The sequence below is a fragment of the Zobellella taiwanensis genome, from assembly GCF_003012795.1.
GTDB lineage: Bacteria > Pseudomonadota > Gammaproteobacteria > Enterobacterales > Aeromonadaceae > Oceanimonas > Oceanimonas taiwanensis.
The window spans coordinates 1-15,735 of the sequence record NZ_PXYH01000021.1; the positions used below are offsets into that span (position 1 = coordinate 1).

Here is a 15,735-nt window from a genome sequence, read left to right on the forward strand (position 1 = left end):
TATCGGGTCAGGGCTGCGTATTCTACGCAATCCTTGGTGTTCGTCAAGCGGTTAAACCGAAGTTTTTACTGCTTGTTGACGTTGGCGTGTTGTGCCGTGTCAGTGAGGGCGCATTATAGGGAGCCGCGGTTTTTGCGCAAGGGCTTTTTTGAGCCAAAATGTTCGCTTGGCCGTTTTTTAACCCAAACGTCATTTATGAGTCTATACCTGCTGTTGTGCCAAGGGGGATAACACTTCGGCCACCAAGACAAGATGCTTTGGCGGATGCAGCCCAAACGGGCTTGCGGTAAGATAGCGCCCCTTTTTTATACCTCCCCCTTCAGCTTGGAGATTTGAATGCCTTTTTCCCTCGGCCAGCGTTGGATAAGCGATACCGAAACCGATCTGGGACTGGGAACCATAGTCGCCATCGATGTGCGCATGGTAACCATGCTGTTTCCCGCCTGCGGTGAAAACCGCATGTATGCCAAGGACGATGCTCCCGTTACCCGAGTCATGTTCAATCCCGGCGATGTTATCAGCAGTCATGAGGACTGGGAGCTGGAAGTCGCGGACGTGACCGAGCAGGACGGACTGCTGACCTATCACGGTATTCGAGTGGATACTAAGGAGCCGGCTAGCCTGAAGGAAACCTTTCTCAACCACTTTATCAAGCTGAACAAACCCCAAGAGCGGCTTTTTGCCGGCCAGATCGACAAAATAGGCCGCTTTAACCTGCGCTTCCAGGCCCTGACCCATCAGTTCAATCAGCGCCGCTCGCCTTTGCGTGGCCTGGCCAGTGGCCGGGTCAGTCTGATCCCGCACCAGTTGCATATCGCCCGGGAAGTAGGCAGCCGCTATGCCCCCAGAGTATTGCTGGCCGATGAGGTGGGGTTGGGCAAGACCATTGAAGCCGGCATGATCATCCAGCAGCAATGGCTTTCGGGCAGAGCCTCACGCATTCTTATCCTGGTGCCCGATGCGCTGATCCACCAGTGGCTGGTAGAAATGCTGCGCCGCTTCAACCTGCACTTTGCCCTGTTCGACGAGGAACGTTGCGTCGAGGCCTTTGCCGATGCCGCCAATCCCTTCGATACCGAACAGCTCATTATCTGCAGCCTTGATTTTATTACCAAAAAACGCAAGCGTTTCGAGCAACTGCTGGACAGCCAATGGGATCTTCTGGTAGTCGATGAAGCTCACCACCTGGTGTGGGATCCGGAGCAACCCAGCCGAGCCTATGATGTGGTGGAAGCCCTGGCAGGACAAACCCCGGGCGTGCTGTTGCTGACCGCCACCCCGGATCAGCAAGGACATGAAAGTCATTTCGCCCGCCTGCGCCTGCTCGATCCAGAACGTTTTTACGACTATGACGCCTTTCTGGCAGAAGAAGAAAGCTATCAACCGCTGGCTCAGGCGGCCCAGGCCCTGCTGGGAGAAGCCGAGCTCGACGCCAATGCCATGTCCCGACTGGCACCCTTTCTAGATACTCAGGAAAATACCGACTTCTCCGACCCGGAGCAACGCCATGCCCTGTTGGCCCGTCTGCTGGATCGTCATGGTACCGGCCGCCTGTTGTTCCGCAATACCCGCCAGGCCATCAAGGGGTTTCCATCACGCCAGTTGCACCTGCATCCCCTGCCCCTGCCCAATCAGTACAAAACCGCCATCCGGGTTGCCGGCCTGATGGGCAGCCAGCAGGATACCGCCACCCAAGCATTGCAGGCGCTTTATCCGGAAGATATCTATCGTCAGTTCGAGGGGGGCGACAACGCCTGGACCCAGTTCGACAGCCGGGTCGACTGGCTGTTGGAGTTCGCCCGCGGCAAGCGTAACGACAAGATACTGATCATCACCGCCCGGGCCGGCGTCGCGCTGGCACTGGAAGAAGTGCTGCGCATCCGCGAGGGTATCCGGGGTACCGTATTTCACGAAGGCATGACCTTGTTGGAACGGGACAAGGCCGCCGCCTATTTCGCCCAGATGGAAGGCGGAGCCCAGGTGATGATTTGTTCCGAAATCGGCTCGGAGGGACGCAACTTCCAGTTTGCCCACCAGTTGGTGCTGTTCGATCTGCCGCTCAACCCTGATCTGCTGGAGCAGCGTATCGGCCGCCTGGATCGGATTGGCCAACAGCATGATATCGATATCCACGTGCCCTACCTGGAAGGCACCGCCCAGCAAGCCCTGGCCCTCTGGTACCACCAGGGCATGAATGCGTTCGGCAAGCCAAACGCCATTGGCCAGCCGGTCTACCAGCAATTGTCCGCTCGCCTGCTGGAACTGCTGGCCGGCCATGGCCAGGATCAGGACTTGCTCGATCAACTGATAGCGGATACCCAGGCCCTGACCCGGGAGCTGAATCAGCAAATGGAACTCGGCCGGGATCGTCTGCTCGAACTCAACTCCAGCGGCCTGCTGTACCATCGCAATCTGGCCACCGAGCTGGCCGAAGCCGACCAGGATCCCACCCTGGCCATCTTCGCCATCAAGCTGTTCGACGAAGTGGGCATCCATCAGGACGACAGAGGAGAAAACGCCATCGTGCTGCGCCCCACCGAACAGATGCTGGTTCCCAGTTTCCCGGCCCTGCCGGAAGACGGCGCCAGCATCACCTTTGACCGGGACACCGCGCTCGGCCGGGACGACCTGCAGTTCCTGAGCTGGGATCATCCGATGATCCGCGGCGGCATCGACCTGGTCCTGGGATCGGAGATAGGCACGACCGCCGTTGCCATCCTCAAAAACAAGGCGCTGCCGGTAGGTACCCAGTTCGTTGAACTGATTTTTGTCGCCGAGTCGGCCCACCACGCCCAGCTCTATCGTTTCCTGCCACCCGCGCCGATCCGCCTGCTGCTCGATAAAAACGGCAACGACCTGGCGGACAAGGTAAGTTTTGATTCCTTCGACAAACAATTGAGTTCGGTCAACCGCCACCTGGCCAGCAAGCTGGTCAATGCATCCCAGTCGGTCATCCACCGTTTGCTGCAGGCTGCGCAGCCGACGGCGGAAAACCGGATGCAGCAATTGGTGGAGCAGGCCCGCAGCCGGATGCACGCTTCCCTCGGTCAGGAGCTGGAGCGCTTGCAGGAACTGGCCCGGATCAACCCCAACGTCCGCCAGAGTGAAATCGAGCACCTACAGGAGCTGAAAGCGGAGCTGGACAGCCTGCTCAGCCATACTCGCTTAAAACTGGATGCAATCCGGTTTATTGTGGTCAGCCATCAATAAGGAAAAAGAACCGAGCCATGGTGTTGCTGCGTTACGATCCGCCGACGGATCCCCAGTTTGAAGTGCTGTATCAAGACAACAGCCTGATCGTACTGAACAAGCCCAGCGGTCTGCTCAGCGTCCCCGGGCGGGAAGCTGTTCACCGGGACAGCCTGTCCTACCGGGTGGCCCGGGTTTACCCGGATGTACAGGTGGTGCACCGGCTCGATATGGCCACCTCGGGGGTCATCGTCATGGCCCTGCATCCCAAGGCACACCGGGAACTCAGCCGGCAATTCCGTGAGCGGGAAACCGAAAAGCGCTATTACGCCTGGGTTTACGGCAGCCCCGCAGCCGACGCCGGCAGCGTGGATTTACCCCTGTGCTGTGACTGGCCCAACCGGCCCCGGCACATGGTCAGCCTGGAGCACGGCAAGCCGGCCCTCACCCACTGGCGCTGCCTGCGCCGGGAGCCGGGCCGCAGCCTGCTCGAACTCACCCCGATCACCGGCCGCTCCCACCAATTGCGGGTGCACATGCTGAGCCTGGGCCATCCCATACTGGGCGATAACCTTTATGCCAGTGGCGAGGCCCTGACCATGGCGCCGCAGTTGCAGTTGCACGCGGCCCATCTGGCCTTTCGCCATCCCAGGTACCGACACTGGCTGGAGTTTACCGCTCCGGCCCCTTTCGACATGGCGCACGGATGAAGCCCCTCTGCCGACTGCTGCTGGCCCTGGCCCTGTTGCTGAGCTCGCCAGCCTGGGCCCGGCTCGACTGGTCTGCCCTTGAGCAATACCGGGCCCAGCAAAGGTTGCTGTATTTCGAGGCCGCCAGCCCTGCCCTGGCCGGGACCCTGTTGGTATGGCCCGAACAGGATCGGCAGCACGACTGGCTGGCCATGGCCCAGTACTGGCAGCAACGGGGCTGGGATTTCATTCTGTTGCTGCCGGAGCCCGCCCAGCATAGCCTGGATCCGGCTACCGAACAGGCCACGCCGGCACAGCAGGCCTGGCTTGACCGGCTCGGCGAACGCCTGGGCCAGGTCCTGGCCGACACAGAGTCAGCTCCCCCCCTGTTGGTGCTGACCCAGGGCAGCGCCACCCCCTGGTACCAGCAACTGGTCGAGGCCGGCCGCCTGCCGCCGCCGGATGCCCTGGTCGTGCTCGACGCCAGCCCTGCCGGATACGCCCGCCAGCAGATGCTGGCCATGAGCCTGGCCCGCTCGGACTACCCGGTGCTCGACATCTACAGCCATCCTCACGACCCGGCCAGCCGGCTCAACCGGCTAAGGCGCCAGTATCAGGCGACGCAAAGGGAAAAAAACGACTATGGCCAGCAACACCTGCAGGGCCATGCCCTGCTCGAACGACACATCACCGCCTGGCTGGTGAGGCTGGGCTGGCTGGCACCGCCTCCCGGCGCCCCCGACTATTTGAAAGGAAGAATCCATGAAACTGGTATTTCTCGATCGACAGACACTGGCGCCGGAGATTGAGCTGCGCGCTCCGGGTTTTGAGCACAGCTGGCAAAGCCATGCCACCACCCGGGAAACACAAGTAGTGGAGCGGCTGCAGGACGCGGATATCGCTATTGTCAACAAGGTGCCAATACGGCAGGCCCATCTGGATTGCCTGCCTCACCTCAAGCTGATCGCCATTGCCGCTACCGGCAGCGACAACGTGGATCTGGACGCCTGCCGCCGTGCCGGGGTGGCGGTGTGCAATATCCGCGACTATTCCCGGAACTCGGTCCCAGAACATGCTCTGGCGCTGATCATGGCCCTGAACCGCAACCTGACGGCCTACCATGCATCGGTGGCCGCCGGACGCTGGCAGCAATCGGGGCAATTCTGCTACTTCGACTACCCGGTTCGGGATCTGGCCGGGCAAACCCTGGGGCTTATTGGCTACGGCACCATAGCCCGGGATCTGGCCCGGCTGGCAACGGCACTCGGCATGAGGGTAATGGTGGCGGCACGCAAGGGCCAGCCGGCCGACAACGAGCGTCTGCCTTTCGAGCAGGTCATTGCACAGGCCGACGTCCTCAGCCTGCACTGCCCGCTCAACGAACAAACGCGCCATTTGATTGGGGCCACCGAGCTGGCGAGCATGAAACAGGATGCCCTGCTGATCAACGTCGGCCGGGGCGGCCTGGTGGATGAGGCGGCGCTGCTGGACGCCCTGCGCGAGGGGCGCATTGGCGGGGCCGGTTTCGACGTGGTGAGCACGGAGCCGCCGGCACCGGACAACCCCCTGATGCAGGCCCTGAGCCTGCCCAACTTCATTCTCACCCCCCATGTTGCCTGGGCCAGCCGATCGGCCATGCAGCGCCTGGCGGATCAACTGATCGACAATATCGAAGCCTTTGCCGCCGGAGCGGCGCAAAACCGGCTGGTGTAAAATTCGGGGACTGGGGATTAGGGAAATCGAATCCTGATCCCCAGTCCCTATTCCCGGATTTTCAGCGGATATTACGGGCGGCCTTGATGGTTTCCCAGGCCTGCTGGATTTCCTGGGCCTTTTCCTTGGCCATGTCCATCATCTCTTGCGGCAACCCCTGGGCCACCAGCTTGTCGGGGTGGTGCTTGGACATCTGCCGCCGGTAAGCACGCTTGACGGTGGCGTCATCCGCCTCGGCGGCCACCTCAAGGATCCGGTAGGCATCACGCAACCGATCCGCCGGCGGCTGGCGCGGAGCACCACCGGCCTGGCCGCCGCCCCGGAACATGTGCAACTGGGCTTCGGCATAGGCCAGCAATTGTTCCAGTTCATGGCCGGAAAAGCCGAGTTCCGCCGCTATGGCATGCAGCAGGCGCCGTTCGGCCGGGTGCAATTCGCCGTCGGCAAACGCCAGCTGCAACTGGACTTCCATAAAGAACCGCAGCAGGTTGCGGCTGTCGCGCACCTGAGCCCGAAAACGGCGCAGGGTCTGGGCCAGCGGGAAATCGCTGTCCTTGCCCTCGCGAAAGGCCTGCTGGGCCTGGCTGCGCTGCTCGCCCTGCAATCGCATCTGGGTCATCAGGTGCTCGGCCAGGCGGATTTCCTCGCTCGACACCCGGCCGCTCGACTTGGCCAGGTGCCCCATGGTGGCAAAAGTGGCATAGAGAAACTCCTGCTGGGCCCCCCGGTTGAATTGCCAGGCGTGGGCCAATTTCTTGTCGAGCAAATGCCCCAGCCACAGTCCCAGCAAGGCCCCGGGCACATTGCCAATCAACAGTCCGAACAGAAAACCGATCAGTTTGCCCTTGATCCTGGCCAGCATTTATCGTTCCTCGCGCCTGCCGGCCCAAGGATAAGAACAAAGCCAGGAGGATTTCCGCAGGCGGGCAGTTGGGGTCATGGAGTGGTTCCCGAATCGACAGTGGATGGTGCGGGCAGGGCCGTAGTGCTGACAGCGAGAATGCATTATCATAGCCCGCTACCATAAAGTAATGACACCAAAAGCTCAACCAGCCTGAACCCGGCCCGGGCGGTGTCGCCAACACCAGGAACGCGAGCGTCAACCCATGAAAATACGGATTATCGGCCTCCCCCTGCTGCTGCTCCCCGGCCTGGCCCAGGCCCAGGAGGAAGCTTTTCCCCCGGAGACGGATTCGCCCCTGTCCTTCAGCCGCTGTTTCAGCCATGTGCCGCTGCGGGTGGAATCTACCGGCAGTGATTTCAATGCCCCCATCAGGGTTAGTGCCGACACTCTGGAGGCCACTCGCGACGGCAAGATACTCTACCGAGGGAAGGTACAGGTCGAGCAGCAGCAGCGGCGCTTCAACGCCGACTATCTGGAGCTGGAGCAGGCAAGCCGGGATGTGCTGGCCGAGGGTGGCATCCGCTTCAGCGACGGCACCATCACCGTCGACAGCGACCGCCGCCTGAGCGGCAACCTCAACAGCCGCGACACCGAACTCGAGCAGGCCAACTACCAGTTGCATGGCGAGCCGGGACGTGGCCAGGCAGCGCGGGTCAGGCTGACCGACAACACCAACCAGGTCGATCTGAACCAGGCCAGCTATACCACCTGTCCGCCCGGTGAGGAAGCCTGGCAGCTCAGGGCCAGTACGGTCAGGGTGGAGCAGGACGAAGTGTTCGGCGAAGCCTGGAATGCCGTGCTCTGGCTCGGTGACGTCCCGGTGTTCTATTTCCCCTACCTCAAGTTTCCGGTCAAGGACGAACGCCAGAGCGGCTTCCTTTACCCCAGCCTGGACATCAGCGGAGACAATGGCACTGATATCCGGCTGCCCTACTACTGGAACCTGGCCCCCAATTATGACGCCACCATCACGCCCCGCTATATGGAAAAGCGCGGCACCATGGCCCAGCTGGAGTTCCGCTATCTGCCGGTGGCGGGACAAAGCGGCACGCTGTACGGTGAATACCTCGGCAGTGACAACCAGTTGAGTGACACCGAGTACCAGGATCAAGCCCGCTGGCTGTTCAACTGGCGCCACCATGCCCGTTTCGACAGCGAGGGCCACTGGCGCGGGGATATCGACTACACCAAGGTGGCGGGCTGGGATGCAAATTACCTGGATGATTTTTCTCCGCCGGTCGGGGTACTGGTGGACGACCAGCTGATGCAGTCCTTCCGGGGTGGTTACCATGATCGCCACTGGCAGCTGACCGCCGAAATGCGCGATTATCAAATCCTCAAACCCGATGCCCTGAGCCCCTTCCGGCTGACTCCCAGCCTGAGCCTGACCAGCTACCGCGGCCTGGGCGAGATGGACCTGGCCGTCGATGCGGAGCTGACCCAGTTCAGCAACGACAGCCGCCAGGTCTACGAGGCCAACCGTTTCCATATTGAGCCCAGGCTAATCTACTCGGTTATCGATCGCCCCGGTGCCCAACTGACCGCCGACGCGGGAGCCTACTACACCCACTACGAGCAGGATATCCCCGCCGAACTGGCTTCCTACTACCGTAACGAGTGGGGATTCAGTCCGGAGCAGCTCGACAGCAGCGCGGATCGCCTGCTGCCCCGCCTGCGGCTGAACGGCAGCCTGGTGTTCGACCGGGAGACAAACTGGCTCGACCAGGACTTTACCCAGACCCTGGAACCGCAACTCCAGTACCTCTATGTGCCGTACGAAGAGCAGGATCATATCGGCCTGTACGACACCACCGACATGCGCCAGGACTACTACAGCCTGTTCAGCGACCGTCGCTTCGCCGGCCTGGACCGGATCAGCGATGCCAACCAGCTGACCGCCGGCTTTACCAGCCGCATCTACGATGATGCCGGCACCGAGCGGTTGCGTCTGGCCCTGGCCCAGTCGTTCAACTTCACCGCCCCCCGGGTCCGGCTCTATCCCGGCGAAGAGCTGGGCGACAGCAAACGTTCCTTCCTCACGTTCGAAGGGGATGCCAACCTCGACGGCAACTGGTTCCTGCATACCGAAGCCCAGCAGGATACCCGTAACAACCGGCTGGCCGCAGGCAATATCACCCTGGAGTACAACGAACAGGGCAAGCTGGCCCAGCTCGGTTTTCGTCACCTGAACCAGGACTACTTCAGCGACACTCGCCTGGAAGAGGATCTCAACCAGCTCGGCGGTACCTTTTCCTGGCCGGTGGATCCCCAATGGCGGCTGATTGGCGGCCATTACCGGGATATTGAACTCAATCGCAATATCGATACTCTGATAGGACTGCGCTACGACTCCTGCTGCTGGGCCGTCAGTCTGGTGTGGGAGCAATGGCAGAAGGAAGACAAGCTGTTTAATCCCGATAGTGCGACTCAGGAAACCAGCATAGGCCTGCGTTTCGAATTGAAGGGATTCAGCTCGCTGGGCACCGGCAGCGACTTTTCGCCGGGAACCCAACTGCTGCCCTATTATCGCCCGTTCAATCTCAATAACTGATTTTCACTGAGCACAGGACCTGTCATGAAAAAAAGATGTAAACAACTGCTTATCGCCGCCGGCCTGGGGCTGGTATCGGCCACCGGCCAGGCCGTTGAGTTGATCGATAAAGTGGTCGCTGTCGTCAATCAGGACGTAGTGCTCGAAAGCCAGCTCGAGGGGTTGGTCCATCAGGTCCGCCAGAGTGCCCGCACCGCCGGTCAGCCGCTGCCGGACGAGCAACGGCTACGCAAACAGGCCCTGGAGCGCCTCATTCTGGAAAGCCTGCAACTGCAGCTGGCCGAGCGGCTGGGCCTGCGCATCACCGATACCCAGCTGGAACAAGCGATTGGCAACATTGCCCGTAGCGAAGGTAAAACCCAGGAACAACTGCGCGCCGGCCTCCAGGCCCAGGGGCTGACCTATTCCCAGTTCCGCGAGCAGGTTCGCAACGAGATCCTGCTGAGTGAACTGGCCCGCAATCAGGTACGCCGTCGCATCAACATTTCCGATCAGGAAGTGAAACAGGTGGTGCAGATGATCAAGGAGCAGGGCCAAAACAATGCCCGCTACCGGGTCGGCAACATACTGCTGCCGCTGCCCGCCAACCCCAGCAGTGACCAACTGCGCCAGGCCAGCCGCCAGGCCGAGCAATTGCTGGCAGAGCTGCGGCAAGGCGCCGACTTTCGCCAGTTGGCCATCGCCCACAGTGCCGGTCCCAAGGCGCTGGAAGGCGGCGACTGGGGCATGCTCGGCATCAACGAGATGCCTTCCCTGTTCAGTGAAGCGGTGAGAAACCATGCCCGGGGTGATATCATAGGACCCATTCGTTCCGGCGCCGGCCTGCATATTCTGACCATTTTCGACATGGAGGGAGCCAAGGCCCAGACGGTTGAAGCGATGGAAGTCAGGGCCCGCCATATCCTGATCAAGCCTTCGGTGATCATGAGCGAGGACAAGGCCAAGTCGATGCTGGAAGGATTCGCCCGCTCCATCCGCAGCGGCGAAGCCAGCATGGAGCAGTTGGCAGAGCAATTTTCCGAAGACCCGGGTTCCGCCATCCAGGGTGGCGATCTGGGCTGGGCCGCGCCCGAGATGTACGTCAGCAGCTTCCGCGATACCGTCACCAACCTGGAGCCGGGTGAGCTGAGCGAGCCCTTCCGCTCCGAGCATGGCTGGCACCTGGTCAGGCTGGAAGACCGGCGCGTGCTGGACGCCACCGAACAGGCGACCGCACAACGTGCCTATCAGCTGATTTTCAACCGTCGCTTTACCGAAGAAGTGCAGACTTGGCTGGATGAGCTCAAGGACGGCGCCTATATCCGTATTGTCGACACTCATTTATCCGACGGTGAACTGTGACCTGTAAACGCATTGCCATTACCCCCGGCGAGCCGGCCGGCATCGGTCCCGAACTGATGCTGGCCCTGGCCGAGCACGACTGGCCGGTAGAGCTGGTAGTGATCGCCGATCCCGATCTGCTCGCAAGCCGCGCCCAGGCCCTGGGTAAAACCCTGACCCTGCTGCCCTACCGGCAGGAAGATCCTCCCCGTCCCCAGCGAGCCGGCACCCTGACCATAGCACCGGTCCGGCTGGCCCGGCCCGCCGTGCCCGGCGTGCTCGACGAGGCAAACGGCCTCTATGTGCTGGAAACCCTGAAACGGGCTTCCGACGGCAATATGAACGGGGAGTTCGACGCCGTGGTGACCGGCCCGGTCAACAAGGGCATCATCAACAAGGCCGGTGTGTCATTCAGCGGCCATACCGAATTTTTCGCCCAGCAGGCCAATGTGCCTGACGTGGTGATGCTGCTGGCCACCCCCGGCCTGCGGGTCGCCCAGGTAACCACGCATATTCCGCTGGCCTATGTGGCCCGCGCCATCACCCCCGACAGGCTCAGCAAGATCGCCCGCATCCTGCATGCCGAACTCAAATCCAAGTTCGGCATCGCCCAGCCGCGCATTTATGTCTGCGGGCTCAATCCCCATGCAGGGGAAGATGGCCATCTCGGGCGGGAAGAGCTCGACATCATTATTCCCACCCTGAACGAGCTCAGGGCAGAAGGCATGGACCTGGTGGGGCCGCTGTCCTCGGACACCGTGTTCCAGCAGAAATACATGCAGGATGCGGACGCCTTTCTCGCCATGTACCACGATCAGGGGTTGCCGGTACTGAAGTACATCGGCTTCGGCAAGGCGGTCAACATTACCCTGGGATTGCCCTTTATCCGGACTTCGGTCGACCACGGCACCGCCCTGGAGCTGGCCGGCACCGACCAAATCGATGCGGGCAGTATGCTGTGCGCAGTCAATCAAGCCATTGAGATGATAGAAAAACGTGATGAATAGTAAGGTGCACCAGGGCCATAAAGCCCGCAAGCGATTTGGCCAGAATTTCCTGCACGATGACTACGTCATCGACCAGATAGTCGATGCCATCCACCCCAGCGATGATTACACCATGGTTGAAATAGGGCCGGGCCTGGGAGCACTGACGGTACCCGTCTGCGAGCAGATCAGCCGACTCAACGTGGTGGAGCTGGATCGTGACCTGGCAGCGCGCCTGGCGACCCATCCGTTTATCAAGGACAAGTTGAACATCCACCAGGCCGATGCGATGAAGTTCGATTTCGCCACCCTGCTGGAACCGGGCAAGAAAATGAAAATTTTCGGTAACCTGCCCTACAACATCTCCACCCAGCTGATGTTCCACCTGTTCGAGTTTGCCGCCCTGGTGGAAGACATGCATTTCATGCTGCAGAAGGAAGTGGTCAACCGCCTTGCCGCCGGCCCCGGCAGCAAGGCCTACGGCCGGCTGAGCGTGATGGCTCAGTATTACTGCCAGGTGGTGCCGGTACTGGAAGTCGGACCGGAGGCCTTCCGCCCCGCGCCCAAGGTCGAATCGGCTGTGGTCAAGCTGCTGCCCTACGCCAGCCCGCCCTTTCCGGCGAAGGATATCGGCTGCCTTGCCCGTATTGCCGCCGATGCTTTCGGCCAGCGCCGCAAAACCATCCGCAACAGCCTGCAACATTTGTTCAGCGCCGATCGGCTGACGGAGCTGGGCCTGGATCCGTCCGCCCGTCCCGAGCAACTGACCCTGGCCCAGTATGTTACCCTGGCCAATGCCCTGGCCCAGCAGAAGGAATGAACATGTCCACCGGTGCCGTCGAGATTATGGTCCAGCCACGCTACCTGGCCGAGCGTTCCTCCCCTGAGCAGCAACACTATGTCTTTGCCTACACCATCACCATCGCCAACCGAGGCAGTGAGCCGGTGACCCTTACCCGCCGCCGCTGGCTGATCACCGATGCCAACGGCAAAAAAACCGAGGTAGAAGGCAGTGGTGTCGTCGGTGAGCAACCCTGTATCGCCCCGGGCGCCCATTACACCTATACCAGCGGCGTCAGCCTGGAAACACCGGTCGGCGTGATGGAGGGTGGCTATACCATGCAGCGTGGCGATGGTAGCGAATTCCTGGCGCCGATCCCCGCTTTCCGTCTCGCTCTGCCCAATCTGATTAACTGATGGCGACCTATATCATCGGCGATCTGCAGGGCTGCCTGCACGAGCTGGATCTGCTGCTGGCCGAAGTGGAATTTTCCCCTTCACGGGATCAGCTCTGGCTGACCGGCGACCTGGTGGCCCGGGGTCCGGATTCCCTTGGCTGCCTGCGCCGCATTCTCGGGTTGGGCAATGCCGCCACCACTGTGCTCGGCAATCACGATCTGCATCTGCTGGCGGTCGCTAGTGGCATAGGCCGGCCCAAGGCCGCCGACCGCATCCAGCCCGTGCTCGATGCCGCCGACGGCCCCGACCTCCTGTACTGGCTGCGCCATCAACCGCTGCTGGCAGAGCACCACCAGCACGGCTTTGTTATGACCCATGCCGGCATTCCACCCGGCTGGGATCTGGCGCAGGCCAGGGCCGCCGCCCGAGCTGCGGAAGCCGGGCTGGCCTCACCCGATTACCGCGAACACCTGCGGCAAATGTACGGCAACCAGCCAAGCCGGTGGCAGCCGGAGCTGACCTCTGCCGAACAGTTGCGCTACACCATCAATGCCTTCACCCGCATGCGGCTGTGCCACCCGGACGGGGGGCTCGACTTCGACTTCAAGGGGGCGCTTGCCAGCGCCCCGCCCCATCTCAAACCCTGGTTCGAGCTGCGTACCGAAGCCCAGGATCCTCCCCTGATCTTCGGCCATTGGGCGGCGCTGGAAGGCAGATGCGACACAGCCGGTGTCCATGCGCTGGACACCGGCTGTGTCTGGGGTGGCAGCTTGACGCTGCTGTGCTGGGAAAGCGGCGAACGGTTGGCAACAGCCTGTCCGGCCTACGCCGGCTGACGTTCCCAGCACTGAAAACGACAATCGTAGGCATTGCGTTCATCCGCCGGATGGACCGTTTCCGACAGCAGCCGCCAGCCCGTATCCAGCGCCGGAAAACAGGTATCTCCCTCCAGGCTGGCCTCGATACGGGTCAGATACAAGCGGCTCGCCAAAGGCAGGAAGGCCCCATAGAGCTGGCCACCACCGATAATCATCACTTCTTCCGCCCGGTCCAGCAGCGCCAGGGCCGCAGCCGGGGAGTCCACCAGCTCAGTCCCCTCAGGGGCGCTCTCCAACGAACGGCTGACGACCACATTACGCCGTCCGGGTAGCGGCCGGCCGATGGATTCGAAAGTATGCCGCCCCATCACCACCGGCTTGCCCAGGGTGATCCTCTTGAAGTAGGCCAGATCGGCCGGCAAATGCCAGGGCATGCGGTTGTCCTTGCCAATGACCCCTTCCCGGGTCATGGCGACAATCAGTGATATCCGCACCGCTCACTCCCTGACGTAAACGACATGGCCATCGTCTTCTTCGTCATCCCAGTCGTCCTCATCGCCCTCGTCGGCTTCCTCGGTCAATACAGCCTGGTGGTATTCGTCCCACTTGAAGCTGACCGGTTCGCGAGCCGACTCCAGCTCTTCCTGGCTGCGCGGATGCTCATCGAGGAAGGCCATCAGCGCCTGGGTCAGCTCGCGGGTGCCTTCCTTGCTGATGGCGCTGATGCGGAACACCGGGCCCTGCCAATCCAGCAGTTCGAGTACCCGCTCGATGATTTCCTCGGCTTCCTCCTCCAGCACCAGATCCAGCTTGTTGAATACCAGCCAGCGCGGCTTGGCAGCCAGCGCCTCGCTGTATTGGGCCAGCTCGTTGACGATGATATCGGCATTATCGGCCGGATCGGAGCCATCTACCGGCAACACATCGATCATGTGCAGCAGCACCCGGCAACGCTCCAGGTGCTTGAGGAAACGTATCCCGAGGCCGGCACCATCGGCCGCGCCTTCGATCAGGCCGGGGATATCCGCCACCACGAAACTCTTCTGGCCGTCACAGCGCACCACACCCAGGTTGGGCACCAGGGTGGTGAAGGGATAGTCGGCCACTTTGGGCTTGGCTGCGGATACGGCACGGATAAAGGTGGATTTGCCGGCATTGGGCAACCCCAGCAAACCGACATCGGCCAGCAGCAGCAGCTCCAGCAGGAGGTTGCGGATCTCCCCGGGGGTGCCGTTGGTTTTTTGCCGCGGCGCCCGATTGACCGAGCTTTTGAAGCGGGTATTGCCCAGGCCATGGAAGCCGCCCTTGGCTACCAGCAGCTTCTGGCCGTGGCGGGTCAGATCACCCAGGATCTCGCCGGTCATCTCGTCCTTGGCCCGGGTGCCCACCGGCACCTTCAGCACCAGATCCTTGCCTCTTTTGCCGGTACAGTTGCCGCCCCGGCCGTTTTCGCCACGCTCGGCCCGGTGAAAACGCTCGAAATGATAGTCGATCAGAGTGTTGAGATTTTCGTCGGCCAGCAGGTAGACGTCGCCGCCATCACCACCGTCACCACCATCCGGGCCGCCTTTGGGGACATATTTTTCCCGGCGAAAACCGACACAGCCATTACCGCCGTCACCGGCTTCAACCCGGATCTCCGCTTCATCGACAAACTTCATTGCATTGCTCTCCCATTCTGCTGAGACCAGTATAATCCGGCCCAAATGCCGAATGTGAATTTCATAAAGCAAAAAAGCCCCGCCGGGTGGCGGGGCTTTTTATGTCCAGCTTGTAGCTTACTCGGCTACAATGCTGACGAATTTACGGTTGTGCGGACCTTTCACCTCGAACTTCACCTTGCCATTGGCCTTGGCGAACAAAGTGTGGTCCTTGCCCAGACCGACGTTGTCGCCGGCGTGGAACTTGGTGCCGCGCTGACGCACGATGATGTTGCCCGCCAGGACAGACTCACCGCCAAAGCGCTTGACGCCCAGACGTTTGCTTTCTGAATCGCGACCGTTACGAGTAGAGCCGCCTGCTTTTTTGTGTGCCATGGAACTTAACTCCTCTCTTAGGCGCTGATAGCAGTGATCTTCACTTCAGTGAACCACTGACGATGACCCTGTTGTTTACGAGAGTGCTTGCGGCGGCGGAACTTGACGATCTTGACCTTCTTGCCACGACCGTGAGCCACTACCTCAGCAGTCACCTTGCTACCGTCTACGTAGGGAACACCCACTTTAACGTCTTCACCTTGGGCCACCATCAGCACCTTGTCGAATTCGACAGAGGCGCCGGTTTCAACGTCCAGCTTTTCCAGACGAATAACTTGGCCTTCGGCTACACGGTGCTGTTTTCCGCCGCTTTGGATTACCGCGTACATGTTTATAACTCCGAATATGGC

General features: G+C 61.2%; 15 protein-coding genes. 10 read left to right on the forward strand and 5 right to left on the reverse strand.

Features of this window, described 5'->3' with window-relative positions:
• The first annotated feature begins 336 nt into the window (after nucleotides 1-336).
• Genes rapA through C7I36_RS13590 form a run of 4 tightly spaced genes read left to right on the forward strand, consistent with a single transcriptional unit; the run spans nucleotide 337 to nucleotide 5,591 of the window.
• Nucleotides 337-3,210: an RNA polymerase-associated protein RapA gene (gene rapA, locus C7I36_RS13575; protein WP_106454239.1), complete on the forward strand. Its 2,874-nt coding sequence runs from the start codon at nucleotides 337-339 to the stop codon at nucleotides 3,208-3,210.
• Nucleotides 3,211-3,233: 23 nt separating this feature from the next.
• Nucleotides 3,234-3,899, forward strand: a complete 666-nt coding sequence (locus C7I36_RS13580) for an RluA family pseudouridine synthase (RefSeq protein WP_219899661.1) — start codon at nucleotides 3,234-3,236, stop codon at nucleotides 3,897-3,899.
• The gene (locus C7I36_RS13585) at nucleotides 3,896-4,687 is read left to right on the forward strand and encodes a DUF3530 family protein (protein ID WP_106454241.1); all 792 of its coding nucleotides are present in this window, start codon (nucleotides 3,896-3,898) and stop codon (nucleotides 4,685-4,687) included. Before C7I36_RS13580 ends, C7I36_RS13585 begins: the two co-directional genes overlap by 4 nt.
• Nucleotides 4,641-5,591, forward strand: coding sequence for a D-2-hydroxyacid dehydrogenase (locus C7I36_RS13590; RefSeq protein WP_106454242.1), 951 nt, complete (start codon nucleotides 4,641-4,643; stop codon nucleotides 5,589-5,591). The genes C7I36_RS13585 and C7I36_RS13590 overlap by 47 nt, the downstream gene beginning before the upstream one ends.
• 61 nt (nucleotides 5,592-5,652) lie before the next feature.
• Here the strand turns inward: C7I36_RS13590 and djlA are convergent, their stop codons facing one another.
• Entirely contained in the window at nucleotides 5,653-6,453 is an 801-nt protein-coding gene (gene djlA / locus C7I36_RS13595) for a co-chaperone DjlA (RefSeq protein ID WP_106454243.1), read from the reverse strand.
• Nucleotides 6,454-6,697: 244 nt separating this feature from the next.
• Between djlA and lptD the strand changes: the two genes are divergently transcribed.
• The 6 genes from lptD to C7I36_RS13625 are packed head-to-tail and all read left to right on the forward strand — an operon-like array spanning nucleotide 6,698 to nucleotide 13,367.
• Nucleotides 6,698-9,046, forward strand: coding sequence for an LPS assembly protein LptD (gene lptD / locus C7I36_RS13600; protein WP_106454244.1), 2,349 nt, complete (start codon nucleotides 6,698-6,700; stop codon nucleotides 9,044-9,046).
• 24 nt (nucleotides 9,047-9,070) lie between these two features.
• Complete coding sequence (gene surA / locus C7I36_RS13605) at nucleotides 9,071-10,387, forward strand: peptidylprolyl isomerase SurA (protein WP_106454245.1); 1,317 nt, start codon at nucleotides 9,071-9,073, stop codon at nucleotides 10,385-10,387.
• Nucleotides 10,384-11,373, forward strand: coding sequence for a 4-hydroxythreonine-4-phosphate dehydrogenase PdxA (pdxA, locus tag C7I36_RS13610; RefSeq protein ID WP_106454246.1), 990 nt, complete (start codon nucleotides 10,384-10,386; stop codon nucleotides 11,371-11,373). The genes surA and pdxA overlap by 4 nt, the downstream gene beginning before the upstream one ends.
• On the forward strand, nucleotides 11,366-12,172 hold the full coding sequence (rsmA, locus tag C7I36_RS13615; protein ID WP_106454247.1) for a 16S rRNA (adenine(1518)-N(6)/adenine(1519)-N(6))-dimethyltransferase RsmA: 807 nt from the start codon (nucleotides 11,366-11,368) through the stop codon (nucleotides 12,170-12,172). The genes pdxA and rsmA overlap by 8 nt, the downstream gene beginning before the upstream one ends.
• 2 nt (nucleotides 12,173-12,174) lie before the next feature.
• Nucleotides 12,175-12,549, forward strand: coding sequence for a Co2+/Mg2+ efflux protein ApaG (apaG, locus tag C7I36_RS13620; protein WP_106454248.1), 375 nt, complete (start codon nucleotides 12,175-12,177; stop codon nucleotides 12,547-12,549).
• Entirely contained in the window at nucleotides 12,549-13,367 is an 819-nt protein-coding gene (locus C7I36_RS13625) for a symmetrical bis(5'-nucleosyl)-tetraphosphatase (protein ID WP_106454249.1), read from the forward strand. Before apaG ends, C7I36_RS13625 begins: the two co-directional genes overlap by 1 nt.
• Here C7I36_RS13625 and folA read toward each other — a convergent pair.
• From folA to rplU, 4 genes are all read right to left on the reverse strand, one after another.
• Complete coding sequence (gene folA / locus C7I36_RS13630) at nucleotides 13,355-13,843, reverse strand: type 3 dihydrofolate reductase (RefSeq protein ID WP_106454250.1); 489 nt, start codon at nucleotides 13,841-13,843, stop codon at nucleotides 13,355-13,357. The two genes, C7I36_RS13625 and folA, sit on opposite strands and share 13 nt — an antisense overlap.
• A 3-nt stretch (nucleotides 13,844-13,846) precedes the next feature.
• Complete coding sequence (cgtA, locus tag C7I36_RS13635; RefSeq protein ID WP_106454251.1) at nucleotides 13,847-15,010, reverse strand: Obg family GTPase CgtA; 1,164 nt, start codon at nucleotides 15,008-15,010, stop codon at nucleotides 13,847-13,849.
• A 117-nt stretch (nucleotides 15,011-15,127) separates the two neighbouring features.
• On the reverse strand, nucleotides 15,128-15,385 hold the full coding sequence (gene rpmA / locus C7I36_RS13640; protein ID WP_106454252.1) for a 50S ribosomal protein L27: 258 nt from the start codon (nucleotides 15,383-15,385) through the stop codon (nucleotides 15,128-15,130).
• A gap of 17 nt (nucleotides 15,386-15,402) precedes the next feature.
• Entirely contained in the window at nucleotides 15,403-15,714 is a 312-nt protein-coding gene (gene rplU / locus C7I36_RS13645) for a 50S ribosomal protein L21 (protein WP_106454253.1), read from the reverse strand.
• Nucleotides 15,715-15,735 lie beyond the last annotated feature (21 nt).